This window comes from Xylanibacter rarus, assembly GCF_001275135.1.
Taxonomy (GTDB): domain Bacteria; phylum Bacteroidota; class Bacteroidia; order Bacteroidales; family Bacteroidaceae; genus Prevotella; species Prevotella rara.
In genome coordinates, this window is sequence record NZ_LFQU01000002.1 from 206,591 (window position 1) to 233,342 (window position 26,752).

The 26,752-nt window shown below is 53.5% G+C and carries 11 protein-coding genes; 2 read left to right on the forward strand and 9 right to left on the reverse strand.

The features are described 5' to 3' along the window. Position 1: 1 nt before the first annotated feature. Positions 2–712, reverse strand: a complete 711-nt coding sequence (locus tag ACU52_RS02565) for a DNA alkylation repair protein (RefSeq protein WP_053397673.1) — start codon at positions 710–712, stop codon at positions 2–4. Positions 713–1,375: 663 nt separating this feature from the next. Between ACU52_RS02565 and ACU52_RS02570 the strand changes: the two genes are divergently transcribed. Further along, entirely contained in the window at positions 1,376–2,158 is a 783-nt protein-coding gene (locus ACU52_RS02570; protein ID WP_053397642.1) for a Cof-type HAD-IIB family hydrolase, read from the forward strand. 882 nt (positions 2,159–3,040) lie between these two features. Next, positions 3,041–4,216 carry a hypothetical protein gene (locus ACU52_RS02575; protein WP_147630745.1) on the forward strand — a complete coding sequence of 392 codons (1,176 nt, stop codon included), beginning with the start codon at positions 3,041–3,043 and terminating at the stop codon, positions 4,214–4,216. Between the two features lie 328 nt (positions 4,217–4,544). On the opposite strand, the gene ACU52_RS02580 is transcribed toward ACU52_RS02575, so the two are convergent. The 8 genes from ACU52_RS02580 to ACU52_RS02615 form a co-directional block, all read right to left on the reverse strand. Beyond that, complete coding sequence (locus ACU52_RS02580) at positions 4,545–6,686, reverse strand: alpha-galactosidase (RefSeq protein ID WP_053397644.1); 2,142 nt, start codon at positions 6,684–6,686, stop codon at positions 4,545–4,547. A 76-nt stretch (positions 6,687–6,762) separates the two neighbouring features. Next, entirely contained in the window at positions 6,763–8,703 is a 1,941-nt protein-coding gene (locus ACU52_RS02585) for a sialate O-acetylesterase (protein WP_082335131.1), read from the reverse strand. 128 nt (positions 8,704–8,831) lie between these two features. Beyond that, positions 8,832–12,836 (reverse strand): hybrid sensor histidine kinase/response regulator transcription factor, encoded by a 4,005-nt coding sequence (locus ACU52_RS02590; protein ID WP_082335132.1) that lies wholly within the window; start codon positions 12,834–12,836, stop codon positions 8,832–8,834. Between the two features lie 134 nt (positions 12,837–12,970). Further along, positions 12,971–15,331 carry a hypothetical protein gene (locus tag ACU52_RS02595; RefSeq protein WP_053397646.1) on the reverse strand — a complete coding sequence of 787 codons (2,361 nt, stop codon included), beginning with the start codon at positions 15,329–15,331 and terminating at the stop codon, positions 12,971–12,973. A gap of 281 nt (positions 15,332–15,612) precedes the next feature. Continuing rightward, the gene (locus ACU52_RS02600) at positions 15,613–17,397 is read right to left on the reverse strand and encodes a T9SS type A sorting domain-containing protein (RefSeq protein ID WP_053397647.1); all 1,785 of its coding nucleotides are present in this window, start codon (positions 17,395–17,397) and stop codon (positions 15,613–15,615) included. A 411-nt stretch (positions 17,398–17,808) separates the two neighbouring features. Beyond that, positions 17,809–19,392 (reverse strand): RagB/SusD family nutrient uptake outer membrane protein, encoded by a 1,584-nt coding sequence (locus ACU52_RS02605; protein WP_053397648.1) that lies wholly within the window; start codon positions 19,390–19,392, stop codon positions 17,809–17,811. A gap of 27 nt (positions 19,393–19,419) precedes the next feature. Then, positions 19,420–22,518, reverse strand: coding sequence for a SusC/RagA family TonB-linked outer membrane protein (locus tag ACU52_RS02610; protein WP_021855842.1), 3,099 nt, complete (start codon positions 22,516–22,518; stop codon positions 19,420–19,422). Positions 22,519–24,203: 1,685 nt separating this feature from the next. Next, positions 24,204–26,531 (reverse strand): glycoside hydrolase family 95 protein, encoded by a 2,328-nt coding sequence (locus ACU52_RS02615; RefSeq protein ID WP_053397649.1) that lies wholly within the window; start codon positions 26,529–26,531, stop codon positions 24,204–24,206. Positions 26,532–26,752 lie beyond the last annotated feature (221 nt).

Consider the following 26,752-nt stretch of genomic DNA (forward strand, 5'->3'; position numbering starts at 1 on the left):
CTCACTTCATTCTGAGTATCATCTTGCGCTCGTCTTCGGGAAACTTCTCGATGGCATAGCGCAGCATGGTGCGCGGCATCTGTGCATGATGCTCCATGACGAAGGCTCTCAGTCTGCCCATGTCGCGCTTGCCTGCCTCGCGCAGCATCCAGCCCGTGGCCTTGTGCATAAGCTCATGCGGATGACTGATGAAGCGCAATGCGAGGGCATAGGTGTCGTCGAGGTCGCCCTGCTTTATGAAGGCATAGGTGGCCACCATGGCTATGCGGTTGTCCCATAGCAGGGGGCTGCCGGCAAGGGTGTAGAGCAGGTCGCGCGGCTTGTCGAGCAGATAGGTCCCCACGATATGCGGCGCACTGAGGTCTACGAGATCCCAGTTGTTGATGCGGTCTGTAACAGAGAGATACATGTCGGTAAGTTCGCGGCGCGCTCCGTCGTCGGCCTTCTTCATCTTCTCAACCATTATGAGCAGCGCGCAGAGCCTTATCTCGTGCCATTCCGACTGCATGAGCCGTCTTAACGTGTCGTTGTCAGCCGTCTTGTGCCGCTTTGCCACGCTTCGAGTCGCAGGCACCTTAATGCCCAAGAACTTGTCGCCATGCCCGTATTCGCCTTCGCCAGTCTTGAAGAAGCGCTGCAGCTGCTCGCTCTGTGCGTCGTCACGCAGCGCCGTCATCTCTCCGGTTATTATCTCATATTCCGTCTTTAACATATTCATTACCTTTGTTTATTACGGCAAAGATAGTGCAAGGTGAGTGTATGGCAAAATGAATGCATATTATTTTTTATTTTCATTGGTTAAGCGGTATGAGTTGCGGATCACAGATCCTTATATTCTATGCTGTCGGATTGCAAATCCGACAGAACATTAGTCTTACAAAATGATAACACTATTTGTGGCTATATGTAAATCTACAATACGAAAAACAAGACTGATGTCATCTGTATTTGATTACATATAAGACATATTTACGATGCGAAAAAACAAGGCTATTGTTCTGTCGGATTTGCACGAGTTGTTGAGCAAAGCGAAAAATCCGACAGCATAGAATATAAGGATCTGCGATCCGAAATTCATACTTCTTATATTATATAAAACAGGCTTCGCCTCGGCACTGCAAACTTAAAAAACTATGTCTTTCATTTTGCAGTGCACTCGGCTTGCACTATCTTTAAATAATATAGGCGGCGCCTCAACACTGCAAACTTAAAAAAACTGCGTCTTTCATTTTGCCATGCACTCGGCTTGCACTATCTTTGAATAATATAGGCGGCGCCTCGGCACTGCAAACTTAAAAAACTGCGTCTTTCATTTTGCCATGCACTCGGCTTGCACTATCTTTGCACTAAATAAAGATAATTTCAGGAAAAGAGTATGATTAAGGCTTTATTTTTTGACATAGACGGAACACTCGTGAGCTTCAACACACACGAGATACCACAATCAACGGTTGACGCACTCGAACAGGCAAAGAGAAACGGCGTGGGCGTGTATATATCTACCGGACGGCCGGTGAAACTGATCAACAACCTGCACGCCATAGAACATCTGATAGATGGATATATAACCACTAACGGCGCATACAGCTTCATAGGCGACAAGGTGGTGAGCTGCGTAGACATTCCGCTCGAGGACGCACGCACGCTGATACGGCTGGCAGACGAGATGAACTTTGCCACGATGGTGGTGGGGGCGAAAGACCTCACGGTGTATCATCCCGACGAGATGGTTGACAAGGTGTTCCGACAGCTGCTCAACGTCAACGACCTGGGCGAGGACATCAGTCTCGAAACGGTGCTAAGCCAGCCCATACTGCAGCTTACGCCCATCATAGACGAGCAGCAGGAGAAGCTCGTCATGCCGCAGCTGCCCCACTGCATAGCCGCAAGATGGTATCCGGCATTTGCCGACGTGACGGCGCGCGGGGCCGACAAGGGCAAGGCGCTGCAGCGCATGGCCGAACACCTGGGCATGGACATCAGCGAGACTATGGCCTTCGGCGACGGCGGCAACGACAAGTCGATAATCTGCGCGGCGGGCATAGGCGTGGCCATGGGCAACGCCATCGACGACGTGAAGGCGCTGGCATCATACGTTACCGACCATGTTGACAACGACGGCGTGAGCAAGGCGCTGCGCCATTTCGGCATAATCTGACGCCACGGGGGCGCACATGCCCCTGCCGGCGGCGGCATACCTACAGGCAGAACACGCTGCACGGAGAGGCAGACTCTTGTAAACTTTTATGACAAAAGGCATGACGCTTGACGCTCTCAGAATGGCCACAGCCGTGACGACACGGCCGTTTGGCGCGAAAAAGCCGGAAAATCAGCATTTTTGCCAAGCATCTGACATTCAGGCATTTACATCAAAACGGCTGCTCGGTCGGCCGTGTTAAAAAACATTACTGTGCCGTTTGAGGTGCAAAAACGATAGGTTTAGGCACCGAAAGCGGTGCTCCTGCACCATGAAAAGCGCCCTTTTGGCGTCTGAAAATACCGGTTTTAAGACACACAACGCACACAAAAGCTAACCGATGTTAATAAAAGAATATATTTGAAAACCATAATTTAACATCCGTTATACTTTGATTTTCCAGAACGGAAAATAATTTTGTCCTGAGTTTTTACCATCTTCCTGCCCATATCCAGATGCCCAAAGCCGGCATAACGGCAACGACGGAAGCCCTGCAAACACGGCCGTGCGCACGCATACGAACAAGACCGCTGCGCACGCGCGCACAGGCAGAGACAGGCGCATGCACATACACACGCGGCGCCCATAAGAAAAGTAACGCACAGGCGCACGTACATAACATAAAAGACGCAACTTTACACTTATTAAATGACAAAGGGCAAACAAAGCAGCACAAAGACTTACAATCTGTAACTTTTCGTATTTTCCGATTGATATAAATCAATTACGATAACATAAAACTAAAAAATATTTCAATTTTAATCTCATTTAAGATAAAAAATATTACTTTTGAAGAGAAATACAACATCAACTTATAATGTTTAACCGACTAAAAGTTAGCTTATGAAGAAACTTTTACTTATTGCATTTACACTGTTCTCAATGAACACATTTGCACAGACACCAATGCTAAAGGCAACCAGACTGAACGGACTGAAAGCTGAAAACAGCATGAAATTTGAGACCTCCAACCGCGTTAACCTGAAAAAAGCAAACAGCACAAACAAGGTGAAGGCACAGGCAGCACCTGAAGGAACAACAAAATCATACTATGCAGACTACGGCGAGTCAGTAACTCAGGTAGGCCTAATGCAGAGACTGCACGTAAAAAACGACATCGTGTTCGGCAATGACGGCACGGTAAGCATACCAAACATGTTCCTTAGCACTATTGTGGGCGAAGGCATATATCTTAAAGGTACATACGACGAGAGCACAAAGGAGATAACCATAGAGAACAATCAGGAGATATACAATCAAGACGGAATATCTCTGTTTGTTTGTAAAATGGACGCTGAGACAGGCGAACCTTTAACAAGCAGCAGCTTCAAGCTGTCGCTCGACCCCGAGAGCGGAATCTACTACTCTGCTGAAGGCGAATATCTCACAGCATTCATCACCAACGGCAGCCAGACAGAGATTTACACCTACTGCACAGAGCTTTATTATTATCCGGCAGAACTCTTCCCCGAAGCCGTTTCACACAAATATACATACAGCGACTACTACGGAAACAGCAAATCTGCAACTGTCGACATAGTAAACCTTGGCGATATTTGCTATATAAAGAGCCTCATGCCCGAATATCCTGAGGCATGGATGATTGGAATGTTTGAAGGCGACAACATCATCGTTTCTTCTTACGGAGTGGCAAGCGACGACACTGCACTGCTCTTTGGAACGACAACAGACTTTGTCGACGACTGTACGTTCACATACAGCAGCTCGAGCGATTCTTACACATCTGAGAGCGGAATAGAACTGACTGACTACTTCTACTATCCCGGCGACAGCCAGAATGATGAAGGATACTATTTCAGCGGATCTTGCAAAAACATGACCATAACAGGCAAGTCTACAACAGCCATCAGCAATGTTGAAAACAGCAACAAGGATGTCGTAGCAACAGAATACTTCGACCTCTCAGGCCGCCGCATCAGCAATGCAGCCCAGGGCGTAAGCATCATGGTAAGCAAGTATGCCGACGGAACAAGCAAGGCAATAAAAATTATGAAATAGGACATTATTTTTTGTGAAGAGCGCTTCATTGCCCGGCGTCAGACTCTCTGGCTCCGGGCTTTATTTATGTCCGCAGCGGCAAGTATACGGGCAGCCACCATGCAGCCAGTCAGGCGCCATGCAGCCGCATCATACCATTCACGGCGCCGCATGCTTCAGCCCTGCACATCCGCCCATGCCGCCCAAAAATCCTGTGGCAATGAGGCAGGCAAACTAACGGCAGCCATGCCCTGCGAAGGCAGATATGGGATAAAAGAAAGTCCGGCAGCCACGTCATCAGGACATGGCTGCCGGACCTTTTTAGTTTATTTCAAAAGCATCGGCCCCGTTATCTTGCCTTCAGCTCATACACGCGGCTGCTAAGCTTCTGCGCGCTGAAGAGCGGCAGACCAACGGTCATGAGATACTCGCCCGAGTAGGTATTCACCTCGCCCTGCGAGCCGTCGGCACGGTTTATCTCGCGCACGTCATACTTCTTCGAAGCGTCGAGACCGTCCATCACCACGTTGTAGAGCTTCTCGCTGTAGCGCGGGAATATGTCGAAGGCAAACACCACGGCGCTGGCCTTGTCCTTGCTGACATACATCGTAGAGGTGTGGTTGCCCTCGTATGGCGACACGAGGCGATACTGGTCGCCGTCGAGTATCACGGGCTTCAGCCTGTTGAAGTCGGCTATCGACTGCTTGCAGTAGGCCAGCTCTCCTGCCGGAATGTCGTGCAGGTTGATGTCGAAGCCCATCTTGCCCATCATGGCCACGTTCACCCTGAACTTTATGCTTGCCGCCTTGTTCCATGTAGTTACGTGGGCACACTGCACCTTGGCAGGGAACACCTGCGAGTAGCCCCACTGTATGAAGATGCGCTCCACGGGGTCGGTGTTGTCGCTCGGCCACATCTCTACAAAATATTTCAGCGCCTCATAGTCGGTGCGTCCGCCTCCGCCCGAGCACAGCATCATGGGCAGGTCGGGATATTTTGCCTTGATGCGCTCCAGCACGTTGTAGAGTCCGCGCACGTAGTCAACATAAAGGTGTGTCTGCTTCATCTTCTCGTAGTTAGAGTAGATGTTGGTTATCGGGCTGTTGCAGTCCCACTTGAAGTAGGCTATGTCGGGATACTTCGTCATCAGTCCGTCCACCACGCCGAACACATAGTCCTGCACCTTGGGGTTAGACAGGTCGAGCACGAGCTGGTTTCTGAAGTAATACTCCTCGCGGTTGGGCAGCGTTATCACCCAGTCCTTGTGCTTCTCATACAGCTCCGACTTGGGGCTCACCATCTCAGGCTCTATCCACAGGCCGAACTTCACGCCCTGCTTCTTGGCCTCCTCCGTCAGTCGTCCTATGCCGTTGGGCAGCTTGTCGGCCGTAACCTCCCAGTCGCCCAGTGCCTGCGTGTCGCTGTGGCGCTTGTATTTGTTGCCGAACCATCCGTCGTCGAGCAGGAACATGTCAACGCCCAGCTCCTTGGCCTCGCCGATGAGCGAGAGCAGCTTGTTCTCATCGAAGTCGAAGTAAGTAGCCTCCCAGTTGTTCAGCAGCGTCATGCGGTCGCCCTGTCCGTCCTTTATCTGATACTTGCGTGCCCAGTCGTGCAGGTTGCGGCTGGCGTGTCCTGTTCCGCTCTGGCTCAGGGTGAAGATAAACTCAGGAGTCCTGAAGCTCTTGTTCTTTGCCACGGTGTACTGCGACGCATAGGGGTTGATGCCGCTTATCACGCGCAGGCCGCCAAGATTGTCAACCTCGAACGTAAACCTGAAGTTGCCCGTCCATGCCAGCGTGCCCACCAGCACCTCGCCCTCTCTCTCAGTGGCCTTGCTGCCGAGCGACAGCTGGAAGAAGGGCTGGCAGAACATGTCGGCGCGCGCTCCCAGCTTGGTGTCTATCACCTTCTTGCCGAAGTAAAGCTCCTGCGTGTGGCTGCCCGCCTCGGTGGCCCAGTCGCCGTTATACTGTGTCAGGTAATATTTCGGCGCATACATGTGGAGCATCGACGAGGCATACTTCTCGAGCGTTATGGCCGACTTCTCCCTGTTGAATATCTCGGTCCATGCCTTAAACACGTCTTCCTTGGCGTAGGCCACAAAGTGCATTGCCACCTCGTCGGCATACACGGGGTCGGCAAGGTATATCACGGTCTCCGTGCCGCCGTCGCATGCCTTTGTCTCGTGCCTCTTGTATTTCAGCAGCGTCGAAGGGTTGCCGTCAGAGCGCGTTATGTGGAGCGCAGGCTCAAAGTAGTCTTCCATGCCGTGTGTCATGTATGCCTCCTTGCCCTGCGGCAGCATGGCATACTCGCTCTTGTCCGTAAGGCGCTTGCCGAAGTAGCTCTGGTACAGCCGGCCGTTGTCGCCCACGGTGAACACGAGGCTCGTGCTGCCGGTCTCTACCACAATCTGTTCTTTGGCTCCGGCCTTGCAGACAAATGCCAGCAGGCCAAGTGCCACGAATAGTTTTGTTACGATTTTCATGTCTTTACTGTGTTTTATTAGTTAAAAATATTTATGTCCTTAATGTCCTGATTTTCCTGTGCGCAGGGCCTCACGGTCAGCGTGAGCCTGCCTCAAACAGAGCCACGGGCAGCCCCGTAGGCCCGAACAGGTTGCCGCAGGGATAGTCGGCCCAGTTATATCTCACGGCCACTATGTTTCCGCCTGCGGTTATCCTTATGGTGCGCGCGTCGGTCTTCACGGCTTCGGGCGCAGCCCACTGCCCCTTGTCGGTCAGCACGATGAAGCCTCGCGGAGCCTCGCCCCTGGTAACCACGTCGCCGTCAAACCTCAGCACGGCCTCGCTGCCCTTTATCTCGCAGCTGCTCAGGGCGGGCGCCCTGTCGGTTATGTCGCTGAAGCCGTAGGCGCGCCGGAGGGCAACGAGCGACAGCCTGCGCGCCACCTCCTGCTTGTTCTTTGGATGTATGTCGGTGCTGTCGCCTATGTCTGTCGTAACCACCATGGCCGTGCCGTCAAGGCTCAGCGCACCTGCCTGTGCCTGCCGCAGCGCTGCCCACTCAGAGTCGGGCTGCACCTGCACGGGCTTAAGATATGCCGCCAGCTGAACAAAGTAGAACGGCAGGCTGTCGTTGCCCCACAGGCGGCGCCAGTCGGATATAAGCCGGCGGAACAGCGGCCCATACTGGGCGGCACGCCCCACGTTGGCGCAGCCCTGATACCACAGCACGCCCTTTATGGGCAACTGCCGCAGCGGATAGAGCATGGCGTTGTATAGCACCGTGGGGAAAGACGCGCTCTCGGCCGACACAGGACGCCGCGGCAGCTTGCCGAAGTCGGCAGCCACCTTGTATGCCCAGTTGCCGTCGAGCGGCAGGCGGCTGTCGCCCTGCCGTGCAAACAGGTCTGAAGCGCTGCCGCAGATGCCGCCCTCGCCCTCAAAGTCGGTAACCCTTACGGTTATCAGAGCCTTGCCGCCCCTCACCAGCTCTGCCGGAACGGTGTAGGTGCGCTCCACGTTGTAGCCCGAGCCTTCGGCTATCTTTGTTCCGTTAAAGTAGGTGACGTCTTCGTCGTCTATGGCTCCGAGGTGCAGCTCTACGGGCTTTCCTGCCCATCCGGCAGGTATGTCAATTTCGCGCTGCATCAGCACAATGCCGTTGAATCCGGGCAGGGCTGAGCTTTCCCACTGCCCCGGAACGGGCATCACGGGCAGACTGCCGTCGGCTGGCAGGCACACCTTGCCGCCGCTGTCGGCCACGCCCTCCGTAGCCATGCTCACCCACTCGGCCACGCGGCGCTCATATTCGGCCTTTATCCTGTCCTTGTCGAAGCCGTTGTCGGCCATCATGCCTGTCTCGTTCTCAAAGCCCTCAACCGAGCTGACGCCTGCATAGCTGCTCCAAGCCTCAGCCGGCGTGCCGCCCCAGGTGCAGTCTATCACGCCCACATGGACGCTAAGGCGCCTTGCCATCTCGCGGGCATAGAAGTATGCCACCGACGAGAAGTTCTCAACGGTCTCCGGCGTGCACGTGCGCCAGCCGCCCATGTTCACGTCGGTGTCGGCCGCGGGCACAAAGCTGCGCTGCTTGCTTATCTGCAAGAATCTCACTTCGGGATGATTGGCCGACATTATCTCGTGCCAGTAGTTCATCACCTTTCCCCAGCCGCCCACGGGCATCTCCATGTTCGACTGCCCCGAGCAGAGCCACACCTCGCCCGAATAGATGTCGTGCAGCGTGGTCCTGTCGCCGTCGTCGAAGGTTATCGTGTAGGGTCCTCCGGCCTTGGGCGTGGCCAGCCTGATGCTGAACGTGCCGTCGCTCATCACCTTAGCCGTCAGGGCATGCCTGCTCCACGAGGCCCTGACCTTCACCCTGCTGCCGCTGCTCCTGCCCGTTATGGTCCAGAGGCTCTGCTGCTGAACCACCATGCTGTCGGTAACAAAGTGAGGCAGCACCACCTTTGCGTCTGCTCCGGCGGCACACAAGGCCACGGCAGCAGCTGCCGCAATGCGTCTGAAATTGCTTGTTTTCATAGGTTAAAACATTTTGTCCTTATCATCTTCGCGGTCATGGCACGGGCCACGGCGCCGGCTTTCAGCGCCGGTGCCGGCACACATGCCGTTGCCGTAACGATCCTGGTCTGTCCGTTTTTTTATGGTGCTCAGCCGTTGCCCTGCTTCTCCCTGCACTGCTTCTCAAAGTCCTTCGGGCTTATGCCAAACTGCTTGAAGAACAGCTTGCTGAAATACGACGGCGACGATATGCCCACCATATAGCAGATGTCGCCTATGAGGTGCTTGCCCTCCTGTATGAGTTCGGCAGCCTTCTTCAGCTTGATGAGCCTGATAAGCTCAACGGGCGACATATTGAACACCGACTTTATCTTGCGCAGCAGGCTCGAGTGGCTCATGCACAGGATGTCGGCCATGCACTCCACATTGAAGTTGTCTTCGCCCACGTTGTCCTCTATAATCTTTATGACCTTGTTCATAAACTCCTCGTCGGCCTTCGTCATGTGCATGTTGTCCATGTTGAAGAAGGGCTTTTTGGAGAACGACTCGCGCTCGCGCCGCCTGTTGTCGAGCAGCGAACGTATGAGCTGGCGGAAGAACTTCACCGAGAAGGGCTTCTCTATATATGCCTCAGCACCGAGCTGCAGTCCCTTTATCTTGCTCTCGAGGTCGTTCTTGGCGGTGATGAACACTATTGGTATGTGCGACAGGTTGATGTCTGCCTTGACCGCCTTGCACAGGCTGAAGCCGTCCATCTCGGGCATCATCACGTCAGACACTATCAGGTCGATGTGGCTGCCGGCCAGCTTCTCGAGAGCCTCCTTGCCGTTGCGCGCCGTCTCTATCGTGAACGACATGTTGGCCTGCTCGGCCAGAAACTCGCGCATGTTGTCGTTGTCCTCAACTATCAGCACGGTGTATCCGCCTGTGTTCTCCTTTGCCTGGTTGGTTTCTTCCTCGAGCAGATAGTCAGACGTGTCAACGGTCAGCTTGTTGTTGTGCTTTATGCCCTCCTTGTTCTGCGGCAGTATGGCCACAAAGGTGTTGCCGTCGCTGCCGTCGTCGGCCAGCTCAAGACTTCCGCCCAGCAGCGATGCGAGCGAAAGCGAAAGCGGAAGGCCTATGCCCACGCCGTTCTCGCCGCTGTTCGACTTGTCTATCTGGTAGAAGCGCTTGAAGATTAGCTTCTTCTCGCTGTCTGATATCTTGTCGCCGTCGCTCGTAACCTTTATTATGAAGTTGCTGTCGTCTGTAGTGAGCGACACCTTCACCCTGCGGCGGGCATACTTCAGAGCGTTGTTAAGCAGGTTGCTCAGAATCTTGATGACGGCCTCCCTGTCGGTAGAAACTATCACGGGCTCGTCGGCAACGTTTCTTATCAGCTCCTTGTCCTTCAGCGTCATGGCAGGCTCAAAGCGGTCAATGGTCTCGTTCACCAGCGCGCTTATGTCTACGTTCTCATATTTGAACGTAAGCCTGTTGGAGTCGATCTTCTGGAAGTCGAGCAGCTGGCCCGTAAGGTTGAGCAGCCGCTTGGTGTTCTGCCGCGTAACTTTCAGATAGTGCTGCACGCGGCTGTTGTTTATCCCTATCTCCTCTATGGCCTCGAGCGGCGCGTCGATCAGCGTCAGCGGCGTGCGTATCTCGTGGGCCACTTCGGTAAAGAAGTTCACCTTGTTCTGATACAGCTCCTTCTCCTTGTTCACGGCAAAGAGGTGCTGGCGCTCGCGCAGCTGCTTCTCCTTGTGGTTGCGGTAGAGCACAAACCACAGCATAACTCCGGCCACGATAAGTATAATGTATGCCAGATAGGCCCATTTAGAACTGTACCATGGCGGAGTTATCACTATCTCAAGACTTTTGGTTATGGTCTGTCCGTGTGTGTCAACCTTTACACACAGGTTATATGTGCCCGGAGGCAGGTTGGCAAACGATATCTGGTTGCCCGACATGCTTATCCATTCTGAGTTGACGGGCTCGAGCTTGTAGCTGTACATGCTGCCGCTGGTAACGCCGAAGCTCGGCGACACCACCCTCAGCGAGAATGTTGCCATGTCGTAAGGCAGGGTGAGGCGTCTGGTGAACATGATGTTCTCCTTCAGCGGCGAGTTCTTTGTGTCTACGGTAACTTCCTCGTTAAGTATCCTCAGCTGAGTGAAATACAGCGACGACTGCATGGTCTGGTTGTCTTCCTTGTCGGGGTTGAAGGCTATTATTCCGCCTATGCTTCCAAAGTAGAACAGACCGTCGTTGGCCTTGATGGCCGAGTTGTAGTTAAACTGGTTGTTGGGAAGCCCGTCTTTCACGGTGAACACTCTCACGGCCCTTGTGTCGGGATTAAACTTCACGAGGCCCTTGTTGGTGCCGAACCACAGGTTGCCGTTGTTGTCCTCAAGTATGTTGTACGCCACGTCGTCGGGCAGTCCCTCCTCTATTCCGAACGACGTGAAGTTGTCTTCTTTCTTGTTATAGCGGCTTATTCCGCCGCGGTCGGTAGACACCCACACGTTGCCGCGGCTGTCTTCCATAAACGAGCTTATGCTGTTGGAGCGCAGCCCGCTGCGCGATGTCTCGCCCGACACGTATCTCTTGTATTTGCCCGTAGACGGCGTGTATCTCCATACGCCGTTGCCCATGGTGCCTATCCATACGGTGCCGTCGTGAGCCTCAAAGAGATTGAATATCCAGTCATAGCCGGTTTCGTTGACGTGCCTGAAGTCTTTCTGCCCGGCATCGCGGCGGTAGAGCGCGTAGCCAAGGCCCACCCACTCGTTGCCGCGGCTGTCCTTGAGATATGAATACACGCTGTTGTCCTTCTCCTTGATGTTAAGCACGGTTGACACCCTGCCGCTGCCGTCGACACGCAGCAGTCCGCCGCGCGAGAATCCGGCATAGACGCTGCCGTTGAATGCTGTAAGCAGCAGCACCGTCTTCTGTGCTGCCGTTATGTCACTGATTGCAGATATTATGTTAGTTGACGGATTGAGCGAGAACAGCCCCCTGTCCTCCGTTCCTATCCATATGCGGTTGTCGGCACTCTGCGTAAGTCCGTTGACCACCCTTCCGGTAAGCCCCGACCACAGGCCGAACACCTTAAAGTAAAACTTGTTTCTTGATGTGTAGTTCACTCCGCCGAAAGACGTGCCTATCCACACGTCGCCGCTCCTGCTCTCGTAGAGACAGTAGATTATGTCGTCAGACAGACTGAACTTGTTGAGCGGATCTTCGTGCAGCACGGTCTCGGTGTTGTCATATTTGTTGAGGATATACAGTCCGTGCTGTGTTCCTATCCATATTTCGTCTTCAAAGCACTGCATGCAGCGCATGTATATCTTGCCTTCTGCCGAGAAGTTTATTTTAGAGAATGTGTTATGCACAGGATTGTATCGAAACAGATAGCCGTTGGTAGACGCAAAGATAAGCGAGCCGTCGGTGTCTTCAACCACGGTGGTGAACATCACGCCCTCCATGTCCTGTCCGTCGGCGGCCACCACCCTTACAAACCTTCTGGCACGCTTGTCAAACTTGTATATTCCGGCGCTTGCCGTGGTTACCCACACGTCGCCGTTGTCGTCGACACAGATGTTAGACGGGAACTTTTCTTTCAGGTTGTCCTTTATCGGCGTTACTGAATAATAGTCGACGCTCTGTCCGTGATAATGAAACACGCCGAGGTCGGGCAGAAGCACCCACACGTTGCCCTTGCCGTCGCCGTCGATGGTCTGCACCCAGTTGTCGGGATACTTGCCGTTGCGCCTGTCCTTACGGTCAAGAAAGCTGAACGTGTCGGTCTTCGGGTTGTAAAGATACACACCGCGGTCTGTTCCCACCCACATCATCTTGCGTTCGTCTTCATACAGGGCCGCAATGTTGTTGTTGCCCTGCTTCTTTTTGTGGTCAAAGCAGTTAAGCCTGCGCATGTCGAGGCCGTCGTAGCGGTGCAGTCCGTTCTTCGTGCCGAGCCATATAAATCCGTAGCTGTCTTCGGCCACACACTTTACGTTGCTCGACGACAGCCCGAAGGTGTTGTCAATGCGCTTGAACGAATAGTTGCCCGTGGCATAAGCCGGACATGCCGCCAGCAGGGCTGACGCAAGCACGGCCATGATAAGGGCTGCTATGGTTTGAGAGGCTTTAACTGTACTTTGCTTCATGATCAATTTGTTTGTTTCTGATAATACTTCTGCCGCCGGGCGGCAAGTGTGTTTCTGATGTCAGCCTTACGGCTTGTGCCATACTGATGCTTTATGCCGTGTCAGCCGGACTGATGCCGGCCATAAGCATGATGTTATTTTACGAGAATCTTCTTTGCCACCGGGCAGCCAGACTCGAGCACTATCCTTGCCACATACACTCCGGCCTTGGCGTCAAAGGCTACGGCAGCGCTGCCTGCGGCTGACTTGAATGTGTCGTTCAGCAGCAATGCTCCCGACATGTCATAGACTGCAACAGATGATATGGCTTCGGGAGCCTCCATTGTAAGGCTCCCGTTGCTATAGTTGATTTTAACATTCTGTGAATTTCCTTCGGTTACACCGGCAATGCCTGTGCCGCCGCTGTTCTTGTCGATGCGGTACATTCTTACGTCGCACTGCGGAACGGCAACATTGAATCCGTTGCCTGTAACCTCAACCGTCTGACCTGTCCAGAGCTCCTTTATGCCCTTAACGTTGTCCTTTGATATGCCGAGGCGCTCAAAGTCGGCAGTCTTGGTGTACTGTGCTGACTTGTCGTAATTGAACACTACATAATAGAGAGCGTCTTCGGTGTCGAGCACAAACTCCTGGTCAACTCCGTAAGTGTACTTGTCGTAACGGCTGAACATCGTGGCGAGTCTGCCGTCTACCGGGCGGAAAGAGCGTCCGATGTGTGCCACGGCATTGATGTCGGCATTGGTGGCAATCTTCATTGCCAGGTCGCGCTCCGACTGCTTGCCGGGATAAGATCCTGCCAGACTGTAGTTGTCGCCGAGCAGCACCGTGCCCGTCATGGCTCCGCAGGTGTATCTTATGCGTGCGGCTCCTTCGCTCTCAGCTCTCGAGAGCACGAGGTGGTCGGGGTCGTTGTAAGGATAAACGCGGTCGAGCCACCAGCCCAGCTCAATGCTGTTGAGCGTGTACATACTGTTGTCGAGCTCGCCCCAGCTGTCGCATGATATACGGCGTGCATGTCCCTTGGCAGGGAACACGGGCGCGATAGACAGGTCGACAAACATGCCGTCGGCCATCTCCAGAATCTTGTCCATACCGTAAGTGTAGGCCTGCATACCCGTTGTTATGCCCGGCTCATAGAACTTGTCGGCCTCGAGGGTTCCGTTGTTGATGAAGTCGAGCTTGATATACTCGAAGCCAAGGTCCTTGAACTTCTTGAATCTCTCTCTGTTATACTCGAGCGTACCGGGGTGAGTCGGGTCGAGAGCTATTGAGGCAATCTTTCTGAGCTGTCCGTTGGCCCTGATGGCTATGTCGGCCCATGTGTAAGGACTGCCTTCGTAAGGTCTGTACATGGCAGCCTGCGACTCGTTGCCCCAGTAAGAGAACGGTGTGTGATATATTCCGGGGTGCTGTCCGTTCTGCTTGCAGTGCTGCACGAAGCTTCTGAGCTGGTCGTCGCTGAGGTTGTCCCAGAAAGAGTCGAGCACGATGTAGCACTCGCCGTTCTCGTTGTGGAAGTTGTTAGGCTCGAGCTGCTGCTTGAAGAAGTCAGACACGTTGACAGCTCCCTCATAGTTTACGTGCTCTGCCATTCCGCCCCAGCTCTGCCATGCAAAGATGGTGCCCTTGTCCCACTTCAGTTTCGGGCAGAGCTTCTCGGTAGCCTCGCCCAGCTCCTCAAGACCGTTGCGCCAGTCGGCATAATATCCGAAGAAATACTTAGGCGAGCGCACTCTCTGTCCTGATATAGAGCCGTGCTTGGTGAGCGACGGGCGTCCTTCCCACACGTCGTTGGTGCGGCTGCTCACCACTCCGGCAGCCACCGTAAGGTTGCGCAGGCGGTTCTGTCCGTTAGGCGTAACGGTTATTCCGCTCTTCCAGTTGTCGTGTTCTATTGATCCCACTACGAGTCCCTGGCGGCTGAGCACGTCGTACATGGCCGACACCTCGCACGATGTGTTAGGCTGACCTATGCTCCAGGGCTGTGCCGAGTAGCCCACCCAGTTGTCGTTGTCGTGAGGCATGTCGTACACCACGTTCTCTCCGCCCGAGGGGAGGAAGGTCGTTGACGTGGTGCTCACCATCGGAGCAATGTAGTTGGTCTTTGTCGTTCCGCCCGTTGCCACGATGGCAGCCTCTACGAGCAGATAGTTCTTGCCCGGATAGATGTATATCGACTGCTCTATGTTATCCTTTCCGGCAAGGCCCGAATAGGTGTATGTATACTTTGTTCCGCTGCCGAACACGTCGCTTACAGCCTCTGACGTGAGCGACACGCTGGGATAGTCTTTCGACAGGAGCTTCTCCTCGGCTGCGTTGTGCACCTCAACGTAGGCTCCCTTTATCAGCTGCTTGCCGTTCTGCTCGTAAGTGAGCGTCTTGGCCGACTCGTCGAATGTTATGTTCCATGCGCCGTCTGTAATATTGTGCTGTGCCGACATCCACGCAGGACATGCCAGCATAACGGCCATTGATATCACTTTTCCTATTTTCATATTATTATTTATTTTTATTGAAGACAACGCCTGCCGCACAGGCTCTGTAACTGATGCCAGCCTTGCCGCGGCATGTCTTTATGATTACTTTACAACTATTAAACTGCCAGGGGCCTATTTTGTTGCATAACGGGTGCTTATTATTCTGCACCCTGCCCGGCTGTCTGTCTTACTTCCGGAATGAGAGTTCGGCCGGAGATTCTTGACGCCCTTTAAGTGGAAAACCTCCGGCTTCACTCATTCAGAAACAAACTTTAATTAATAATTTTAGAAAAACAATACTATCTGATGATAAATTTTCTCACCACTGCTGCTCCGTCCTTGCCTTCAGCCCTGACGATGTAGGCTCCGGCTTTAAGACCTGTCTGTACGGCCTGTCCGGCAGCAACCTTTGTGCTAAGCAGCACGTTGCCTGCCATGTCGGCCACAGTCAGCGTTGCGTCTGCGCTCACTGTTATGGCGTTGCCGCTGCACATTATGCTGATGCCGGCGGCTCCGTCAGTTACAGTGTCTATGCCCGATGTGGGGTCATACTTGGCAAATGGTCCTGCCATCTTGCCTCCGTCTATTGCCTGCACGCCCCACTCCGCTATCTTATCTGAGCTGATGTTGAGCGTATAGCTGCGCGATGTCAGCGCGGCATTTACGTCGCCCAGTCTGAGAGCGCCCGTTGCGGGGTCGGCCGGAATGACCGTAACAAGGCTTCCGTCGGTCAGCTTGACATACACGTTGTAGCGCAGCGCCTCGGCAGGAGTCTTGCTGTCAGCGGCGGCGTCCCATGTCAGCGTAACCTTTCCGCCGTCAGCCTTCATGGCGAGGTTGGCAGGTGCTGTGGGAGCCTCGTTGACGTTGCGCGAGCAAAGTCCGTTATACACGTGCATGTGGGGCGCTCCGTCGTTGTTGTATCCCATTATTGCTATGTTTGGGAAACCGTTCTTGTTAATATCGTATGCAGCCACGGCCACGCCTCCGCGTGCCTTGCAGAGCAGGTCGTCATATTGTGTGAAGGCCAGTCCGCCCTCGTTGATTGCCACCACTGCCCTGCTCTCGTTGCTTGTCTCGCCCGAGTAGATGATGTCTATCATGCCGTCGCCGTTTACGTCTGCCCAGTCGCATCCGCTCTTGTGTGCTCCTGTGAGCGATGCGTCGACCTTGCTGAATGTCTCGTCGCCGTTGTTTCTGTAGATATATGCCACGCTTGCCCACGACTCTGTGCCGCTCTGTCCCGTAACGAAGAGGTCGAGACGGCCGTCGCCGTCAACGTCGACAAACATTATCTGGCCTTTCTCTGTTCCGGCAAAGGCGTCAGAAGTAACACGCGTGAAGGTGCCGTCGCCGTTGTTCTTGTTGATTGTTATGCAGTCGTTGCCCACGGCGTCGCTCCATCCGCTCACGGCCAGGTCGGGGCATCCGTCATTGTTGAAGTCGCCCACGGCCATTGTTCCGTTGCGCTGCGCGAAGAGTCCCGAGTCGGCAACCTTTGCGAAGGTGCCGTCGCCGCCGTTGTTCTTATACATCACCGGATTGCCGTCGGCATCCATCACCACGAGGTCCTGATAGCCGTCCATGTCGAAGTCGGCAATGGCCGTCAGTCCCATATACCAGCACTCCGACGTTCCGTTGTCGTCGCTGATGTTGAGGTTGCTCTCGAGCGCGAAGTTCTCCACCTTGGCAAAGGTGCCGTCGCCGTTGTTTCTGTAAAGTTCGTAGCCGTAGTTGCAGAGCAGATAGTCAACGTGGCCGTCGTTGTTGAAGTCGAATGCGCTCAGCGTGCTCTCATAGGGCATGCTTGCGGGCAGCTTGACAGAGTTGTCAAGGTTGCCGCTGTTGTCGGTGGTTATCAGCACCACGTCTGGATTCCATCCGTTGTTAAGGTCGCGGCCCTTCACGATGAGGTCCATGTTGCCGTCGCCGTTGACGTCGGCATATACCAGGCTTCCGCGGAAATATGCCGTCGACACGCCTCCGGGCAGCGTCATCTCATTGTACTGCGGCTTCTGCGAGGCTGCAAAGGCCGTACCGGCAGAGGCTATAAGAGCCGAGACGAGGTAAAGTTTTGCTTTCATATCTTTTATATAAATTAAATAGGTTAATAATTACATGCTGTGCCTTTGAATGCCGGCTACGCCGCGCTCAGGGCCGCCTGTGCAGCCCGGGCAAGATGCCTGCCGATTATGTGGCACGCCGGCAACAATATGATTGGCTGTATTTTCATTTTTTTATCCTGAAGACTAAGGCTCCGGCAATGATGCCGATGATGCGTGTAAGACAGGGACTGTGTTTTCCTGTTTTGTTTTTTAAGGCGGGGCATAACCGGGCCAGTGTATGCCTGTAGGTTAAAACTGGTGTATGCTTCAGATATAACAGTTTGCAAGAATATTTTTTATTATCATAAGCACACACGGCCCTGCTATGCCCCGCCTTTATAAGGCAGCGTGGCTGCAGCCTATGGCCAAGGCCGCAGCCCGCTGTGTTGTTTATCTGTAACCCTCGTTCTGGTCGTCCATGGTCATGTCCTCGTTCTGGTTGATCTCTGTCAGAGGTATCGGCCACAGAACGTTGTAAGCCTGGATTGTTCCCGAACGCTTAGCCCACTTGTTGCGCTCTGACACGTAGTCAAGGAAGTGGCCTGTGCGGATGAGGTCGAACTTGCGCCAGCGCTCGCCGAAGAGCTCGCGCACGCGCTCTGTCATTATCTCCTTGCGGAACTCGTCCTGGCTCATGCCCTCGCTCCATGCCTTGTCGGCAGGCAGGCTGTCTTCCCATGCGCGCTTTCTCACGATGTTCACCTGCTTAACGGCCTCGCCTGTCTGTCCCAGTTCGTTGAGACACTCGGCGTAGAGCAGAATGGCGTTGGCAAGACGCAGGAACGGGATGTTCTTGCCTGAGTTCCACTCGTTGTTGATGCCAAGGCCTGAGTGAGAGTCGGTGCGGAAGTCTTCATACTTCTTGATATGCGGCAGCAGCTCGTCGTGGTCGTCGCCCAGCTCCTCCCACAGGATGTTGTCGAGCGTAGGTGTCTGTCCGTAGTATGTGAAGTCGTAGCGTATAGACTCTTCCTTGCGTATGTCGCCGTCTTCCCATATTCCTCCGTCCTCAACGTTGCTGTATGCCCACTGTGAAGGCACGGCATGGTCGTAGCCGCTGTAGTAGCATCCGTCGCCGAAGTATGACTGAACGGCACGCGAGCCTATCTGGAACTGCACGCTGTTGCAGTCAGGATAAACGTTGTTGAACTGCCACTCGAGTATCGACTCGCTTGTGTTTGTTATGCTGTAGTCCCACAGGTCATAGTAAGCCACGAGCTTGAAGGGGCCTTTCACAACGGTCTCGAGCGCATCCTTTGCCAGGCTGAAGTCGCGCAGGCCTGTCTCCTCGGGTGCTGCCATGTAGGCATATCCCAGCATCATAGAGGCTGCATAGCGTGTGGCGCGTCCAGGGTTGTTGGTCTCGGGGCAATACTGTGCGGCGTTCTTCAGGTCGTTGATGATAAACTGCCATACATCCTTTAGCGGCTGACGGCCGTAGCCCAGCTCGTCCTGACGGCTCACGTCGATGATAGGAATGCGTCCGTAGAGCATGGCCAGCTCCATCATGAGTCCGCCGCGTATGAAGCTTGCCTCGCCGTAGAGTCCGGCTACCTTCTTGTCTTCGTCAAGATTGAGCTTTCCGAGCGAGTTTACTATCTTGGCAGCCTCGCTCACTGTGGGCCAGCGGTTCTCCCACTGCTCCACCACGTATGACAGCTCAGAGGTGAGCAGGGCGTCATACTTGTCGAGCGATCCGCGGCGTCCGCCGTCTTCCTTGAGCGCCTGGTATGCTCCCGACTGTATCTCGTCGGTTCCTACCATCTGCTCCCAGAGATACCTGTCGGTGAAGAGTCCGCGCCAGTTCTTGTAGAGAGTCTGCACGTTCGACTCTACATAGGCTGTGTCTGAATATATGATGTCTTCCGGAAGCGAGGTCTTCGGTCCTTCATCCAGAAAATCCGAACATGAAGACATGGCAACGGCTGATATTGCCGCCAGGCCCAATGTCATTATTTTATTTTTAATTTTCATGGTTTTTCTATTTTAATGGTGATAGTGTTAGAAACTGAAGTTTAATCCGATTGTGTACGACCTTGTAGGCGGATAGTTGTAGTCGCCAAGTTCCGGGTCGAAGCCCTTATAGTCGGTTATGGTGAAGAGGTTGCTTGCCGTGAAGTAGAGGCGGAGCGACTTCATGTGTATGCGCTTGAGCCAGTTGTCGGGCAGGTTGTATGCCAGGGTGAGCGTAGCCAGGCGCAGGTAAGACGAGTTCTGGATGTAGCGGTCGGTCTCCCATGCGTAGAACTTGTTGTAGCCCACGGTGTTTGTCATCACTCTTGGGAAGTAGGCGTCGGTGTTGCTCTCTGTCCAGTGGTCAGCCAGGTCGGTAGAAGCGTAGCTCAGACCTACAGAGCTTACGAGGTTCTCATAGTAAGAGCTGATTCTGTGTCCGCCGAGCGAGTAGGTGAATACGGCGTTGAGCGAGAGTCCCTTCCATGTAAGGTCGGTAGAGAAGCCTCCGTAGATGTCGGGGTCGGTGTCGCCGTAAACGTAGCGGTCGTAAGAGTCGACCACGCCGTCGGGCTTGCCCTCAGGTCCGTCGATGTCGAGCACGAAGAGGTCGCCCAGTCCGATGGTGCGTCCGTTGAAGTCGACGTTCTCCCAGAGCTCGCGGTTGTTCTCGTTGGCAATGCCTCCGCACTTGTATGTGTAGATGTTGCTGAGCGACTCGCCTATGAAGATGTTGCCCGAGCGGTCGGTGCCGTTGAGTATCTCGTCAACGCCTGCATAGAGCTTCGTAACCTTGTTCTGGTCGTGCGACAGGTTGGCGCTGATGTTCCATGTGAAGTCCTTGGTGCGTATAGGTGTTGCGCCGATGGTGAGCTCGAATCCGTTGTTCTCCAGCTCTCCGATGTTCTCCACGGTGTAGGTGTAGCCCGATGTCTTTGGCAGCGAGTGAGACATGAGGAGGTTAGAGTTTCTGATCATGTAGTAGTCGAACGAGATGTTGAGCCTGTTGTCGAAGAATCCGAGGTCGGCTCCTATGTTGGTCTGCTTCTGCTTCTCCCATGTCAGTCCCGGTGTGCCGCGGCGGCCGTCGGTGCCGTAGAAGGCTTCGCCGTTGGATGCCTGCGGATAGTAGAGCGTGAGATACATGTAGTTGCTGATGTCCTGGTTACCCACAACTCCGTAGCCTCCGCGCAGCTTCAGGCGTGACAGATATGACTGCTGCGGGAAGAACTTCTCGTTGGTCATATCCCATGCGAGCGAGAATGACGGCAGGAAGCCCCATCTGTTGCCTGCTGCAAACTTAGAAGATCCGTCGTAGCGTCCGGTCAAGGTTACGTAGTAGCGGTGGTCGTAGTTATAGTTTACGCGTCCTACGTATGACATGAGCGATGAGTTCTGCAGGTCAGACTCTATCTCGCGGTTCTCTCTGTCGGCTGAGCTGCCCAGCACGTTCCATCCCAGGTCGTTGCTTGCGAAGCGCTTGCCGCCTGCCTTAACCACATTATATATATATCTTGATGCCGATGTTCCGAGGAAGGCATTCAGGTTGTGCACTCCGTCAATCTGTGTGTCGTAGCTGATGGTGTTGTCCCACTGCCACTGTGTCTCGCCGAAGCGCTGCTGTGTGGCGTAGGCGTCGCCGTTCTTGTGGCGTATAGACTCCTGTATGCCTGTAGGTATAAACTGGTTCCAGCTCTGCTCTGATCTGTTCAGGGCGAATGTAGAGCGTATGTTGAGTCCCTTTATCGGGTTGATGTTCACATAGTTTGCCGATGTGAAGTGATAGCGTGCGCGCTCTGTCTTTATCTCCATAGAGTTGAACGGGTTGAAGTCGTTGTTGTTCTCCTCTGTGTGCACGCGCCAGTAGAGAGTCAGATATTCTTCGTTGTGGCGTGTGGCGTCGTCCATGTAGGGAGTGTAGTCGATGAGCGGGTTCGACTTTTCGAGAGCCTTGTTATATACGTCGCCCGACGGCATGTCGTCGTGCATGTAGGTATAAGATGTGTTTGTACCTATCTTCAGCCAGGGCTTTATCTGTGTCTCGGCGTTGATACGGCCGTAGTATTTGTCCTGCTTTGTGCCCTTCACGATACCTTCGAGTCCGCTGTATCCGAGGCTTACATATACGTTGCTGTTGTCGCTGCCCTTAGAGAAGCTCACGCTGTGGTTGTGCTCAACGCCTGTCTGCGTAACCTGCTTCAGCCAGTCGTATGTCTTGCCGCTGCGGTAGCCTGCAAACTCCTCGTCGGAGAACACAGTGTTAGAGCCCATTATCACGTTGTCCCAGTAAGCCTGCTTCTCCTCAGCCGTGGCGTTGGGGTTGTTGAAGGCGTATCCGTTGGCAAAGGCCTCGGCGCGCAGCTCGAATGTCTGCTGTGCGTTCATGGTCTCGGGGCGGTGGCCCATGGTAGAGAAGCTCACCCAGCCGTCGTAGCTCACTGTGCCTTCGCCCTTGCGAGCCTTCTTGGTTGTAACCACGATAACACCGTTGGCACCGCGCGAACCGTAGAGGGCTGTGGCCGAAGCGTCCTTGAGAACCTCGATAGACTCAACGTCGTTGATGTTGATAGAGTTGAAGAATCCGAACTGGTTGTCCATAACCAGACCGTCTACTACATATATAGGTGACGAGCCCGAGTTGATGGTGTTGGTACCGCGGATCTTTATCGACGAATCGTCGCTCGGAGTGATACCCTTTGTGATGTTCACGCCGGCAACGCGTCCCTGCAGTGCCTCGTTGATGGTGGTCACGGGCTTCTCGGTCAGCACGTCGGCGTCGACATGCGACACGGCTCCCGTAAGGTCGCTCTTCTTCATGAGCACACCCACTACGACAACGCCGTCGAGTGAGCTTTCTGATGCCTTGAGCACAATCTTCATGCTGCCCGATGCCGGCACCTTCACCTCGCGGGTGTCATATCCGATGTAAGACACAACAAGCGTCTGTCCGCTCTTTGCGTCGACTTTGAAGTTACCGTTGATGTCGGTAGGCATTCCCGTGGATGTGCCTTTCAGCTGCACTGACGCGCCGATGAGCGGCTCAGCGTTTTCATCCACCACTTGTCCTGTCACTGTTGTCTGGGCAAAGACTGCCTGCGTGCAGAACAATGCCAGGAGCATTAATAAAGTAGAAAGTTTCCTTTTCATGTTAATTAGTATTGATTATTAATTATTCTTAATTTTTTCTTTTCTCGGCTCAGCCTCATTATGCCGGCTGACGTCCGCTCTGGGTTAAACTTGGAAATGTTAATGTTCACATGATTTTCTCTGTTTTACTTTTTTACGGTATTAAATGATTCAAGGTTTTTTATTTGTTATTAAATAAATTGTTCAGGCTGCTTTATCGCATTTTTCATTTTCAGCCATTTTGCCACAAATTTTCTGTTGCAAAAATATAATATATAGGGCGACGAAAATGGAGCAAATTTGGCAAAAATTAGCAAAAATGGCTCAAATTGGCCAAAAAGCGGGGACTGAGGGGCGTTTTTTTGCATTTTCAGGTCTGTATGTATAAATAAATTAACAGATTAGGGCCAACAGCCTACGGCGGCAAAAATCATTGACGGCAATGGGGTTCTGGGGCTGCACGGCGACTGGACAGCCACCATCTCGGTATCATATTTCTTTACAAAAACGTAGGGCTAAATTGTGATTATATTGTCATCATGCACGGCCATTCATATCTCTCTATTTTGCTGAAAACGGCAGCCGGAGGCAGCGGAAAAGGTAAAAAGTCAGGACAAAAATTTTTCTCAATCTGGAAAATCAATTCATAATGGATGTTAATTCAGCAGGCTCACAGATGCTAAATATTTAACATACGTTCACCTTATGGTATCTTTCTCTGCCGCAAAATGATGCCTTTCGGGGCGCAAACGGGCTGTTTTTGCGCTGCAGAAGCACCTCTTCTGTGGCTTAAACCTATCGTTTTTGCACCTCAAACGGCACAGTAATGTTTTTTAACAATGGGCACGGCATACCACAGAACGGCTTAACGCCCTGCACATCAGGCGGTTAACGCAGAAGTGCATTTTTGTGCAATTTTCAGCACCCAACCGCGGTTTCGCCACGGGCATGGCCATTCTGAGAGCGTCAAACGTAAATCATCGCGGCGCCACGCTGCCCAAATTTTGCCGTACATCAACGGCAGTTTTGGGTGAACATTCCGCCGGCTGCTGCGCCATACTGCTGGCAAAAAATGCTGACTGAAAACTACAAGACATCTGAAGGAAAGCAGCATGACGGCAGACTGAAATCTACAGAAATGATGAAGAATAACAGAACAACGGTCAACAGAAATTTACAGAAAGAATAAAGGAGAACAGCACAACGGTCAACAGAAATCTACAGAAAGAATAAAGGAGAACAGCACAACGGCAGAAGGAATAAGTCTCCTGCAGAGCAAAGATATATGCGGCATGATGACCTGCCCGGGCAGAGCGGCGACAAACTCCCGACGGAACGGGCATGCACGGCAGACGGACGGCAAGAGGCTGACAGGGGATATAAAAGAAGAGCGGCCTTCCGTCACCGGAAAGCCGCCCCTGTATATTACCCTGAATTGTGATTGCCCGATATTAATTAATAAAACAATTTATGGTAAAACTAAATCATGCAAATCTAAACTCAAACGTCAATAAACATATAATCATATAACATCAAAAGAAACTTTTTCTTATAGCAACCACACGGCCCGAAGGCCCCAACCTCTTTTTCGTTCGCGGCAGGAACATGCCGCTAATATAAAATCACTACACATTATATTTAAGACTAAAGACTTCGCATATCGTCATGTTTAAACAATATAAAATTCATAAAATTATATTATCAGGTCAGAAATTTATGAGTTTTTCCTCTCCTTTCTTCAGCCTGATCTTGCCGCTGATGCCCTTCACGCTGAAAGTGCAGTCGGCCGTGGCCTTTATGCGTGCCGACGTCATCTTGCCGTCGCGCCAGCTCATGTCCACCACGAGTCCGCCCTCGGCACACAATCCGCTGACATGGCCCGTGCTCCACTGGCTTGGCAATGCCGGCAAAAACTCTATGAAGCCGTCGTAGCTCTGCAGCAGCATCTCGCACATTCCGGCAACGCTCGCCTCGGTGGCGTCGAAGCTGAATATGTCGTACTCTGCCATGGCAACTCCTGCCGGCGACACGGTCATGAGGTTCTCGCGGGTGAACTTTCTGAACAGGTTCTGCAGCCATCCGTAGGCAGCCGGCGCGTCTTTCATGCGGGCATAATAGCAAAGCATGTTGGCCGTGCTCCATTCGGTGTCTTCCCATCCCTTCTGTCCCGTCTGCATCTCGAGCCCCTTGCGCGCCGCTGCCATAAGGTCGGGATTGCGCGTATAGGATATCTGTCCGAAGGGAAAGAGCGTCAGCAGATGCGACGAGTGGCGGTGGGCAGGGTCGCTGCGGCGCACGTCGTCGAGCCATTCGCGCACCTGTCCGTCGCTGCCCGTCATCAGTGGCGGCAGCATCTTTATGTCGCGCTCAAGGCGGCGGCGCATTGCCTTGTCGGTGCCGAGTATCTTCGACGCCTCTATGCATGCCGAATATATGTCGTAAACCACGGCGCGGTCTACCGTAGGCATCATCGACAGGCTTAGGTGGTTGCCCTTCTTCGACACGTATCCGTTCTCGGGCGATATGCTCGGTCCGGTTACGAGATAGCCCGTGCGCGGGTCTTTCACCATGTAGTCCATGAAGAACTCCGCCGTCCTTTTCAGCAGCGGATAGCCCGTGCGGCGCAGATAGTCGTTGTCGCGCGTGTAGAGATAGTGGCTCCACAGATGCGTGGCGAGCCATGCTCCGCCCGTTACGTTCATGCCCCAGCCTACGCCCCAGCCCGGCGAGGTGTAGCCCCATGCGTTGCACACGGTGTGTGCCACCCATCCGCCGCAGCCGTACATCTTGCGCGCCGTCACGGCTCCGCTGTCGGCAAGCATGCTGATATAGCTGAACAGCGGCTCGTTGCATTCGGCCAGGTTGGCGCGGTTGGCAGCCCAGTAGTTCTGCTGTATGTTTATGTCGAGATGATAGTCGCACGTCCATGGCATGTTGCATGCCCCGTTGTCGTTCCATATTCCCTGCAGGTTGGCACACAGAGGCATACCGCTCGGACGCGACGACGATATGAGCATGTAGCGCCCGTACTGAAAGAAGAGGGCGTCGAGCATAGGGTCGGATGCCCCTGCCTGCGCCAGCCTCAGGCGTGTGTCTGTGGGCAACTGGCAGCCTGCCCCCTCGCCAAATGATATGTCCATGCGCCCGAAGAGTGCCGTATAGTCGGCCACGTGGGCAGCCCGAAGAGCTCCGTAGCCCTTGCCTGCGGCCTTGTCAACAGTGGCAGCGCAAAGCTGCATGTAGTCTTTGTTGTTATAGTCGGTGCGCACATCTATTATAATGGTGAGCGCGTCGGCTCCCTCTATGGTTACTGTGGTGTCTGTCATGCTTACGGTTCCGCCCTCGGGCAGCAGTCTCACCTCGCCGCAGAAGCTCACTCCGCCCGCTCCGTGCAGCGGAAAGTCTACCTTGCCCGCCAGTGTCAGCCCGTCTTTCGTGGCCTTCACGCCGGCCTTGCGCAGCAGGTTAAGACCGAACGTAGCCGTTATCGCTCCCCTGCGGCTGGCAGTGTAGCGCATGGCTATCACGTCGTCGGGATAGTCGGCTATGTATTCCCTGCGGTAGTCTGTGTCGCCGCAGCTGAACGTAACGGCCACCACCGAGCTGTCCATGTCGATGCTCCTGCGGTAGTTGCGTATCTGTCCGCACGGATATCTGAAGTCGGCCACCATGTCGCCGAGCGGCAGATGAGTGCCGAAGGAGCGGCCCAGTCCGTTGAGATATTTGTTGCCCAGTTCGTTGCCGCGCTCCGGGTCGCCGTTGAAGAAGCAGCGGCGCATCTCGTCGAGCTTATCCTTTCCGCATATGTCGTTGTTAGATGCGTCGGGCTTTCCCGACCACAGGCTTATCTCGCCGAGGGCTATCCGCTCGCGGGCTATGCCTCCGTAGACCATAGCCGACAGGCGGCCGTTGCCCGCAGGCATGGCTTCCATCCATTCGCCGGCCGGCTGCTGATACCATAATATATTGTCGGCCCCGACCTGCAGGGCAGCAGTCATAATAAAGGCTAATATGAATGTTATTCTTGATGTCATTTTCAAAGTATCGGTTTAAGTTACAATTTTACGGCTGCAAAATTAGCAAACATCGCAATACTATACGGAAACAAAATATTCAGAAAATATAAATTTTACGCCAAAAGGAGCGAAATAGGCCAATAACAAGAAGTTAGAGCTATGATGTAAGAAACAAGAAGCATAAATTACTAATTATGAAATCTTAAATTAGGAATTATATATTGTGGATACGAAGTTGG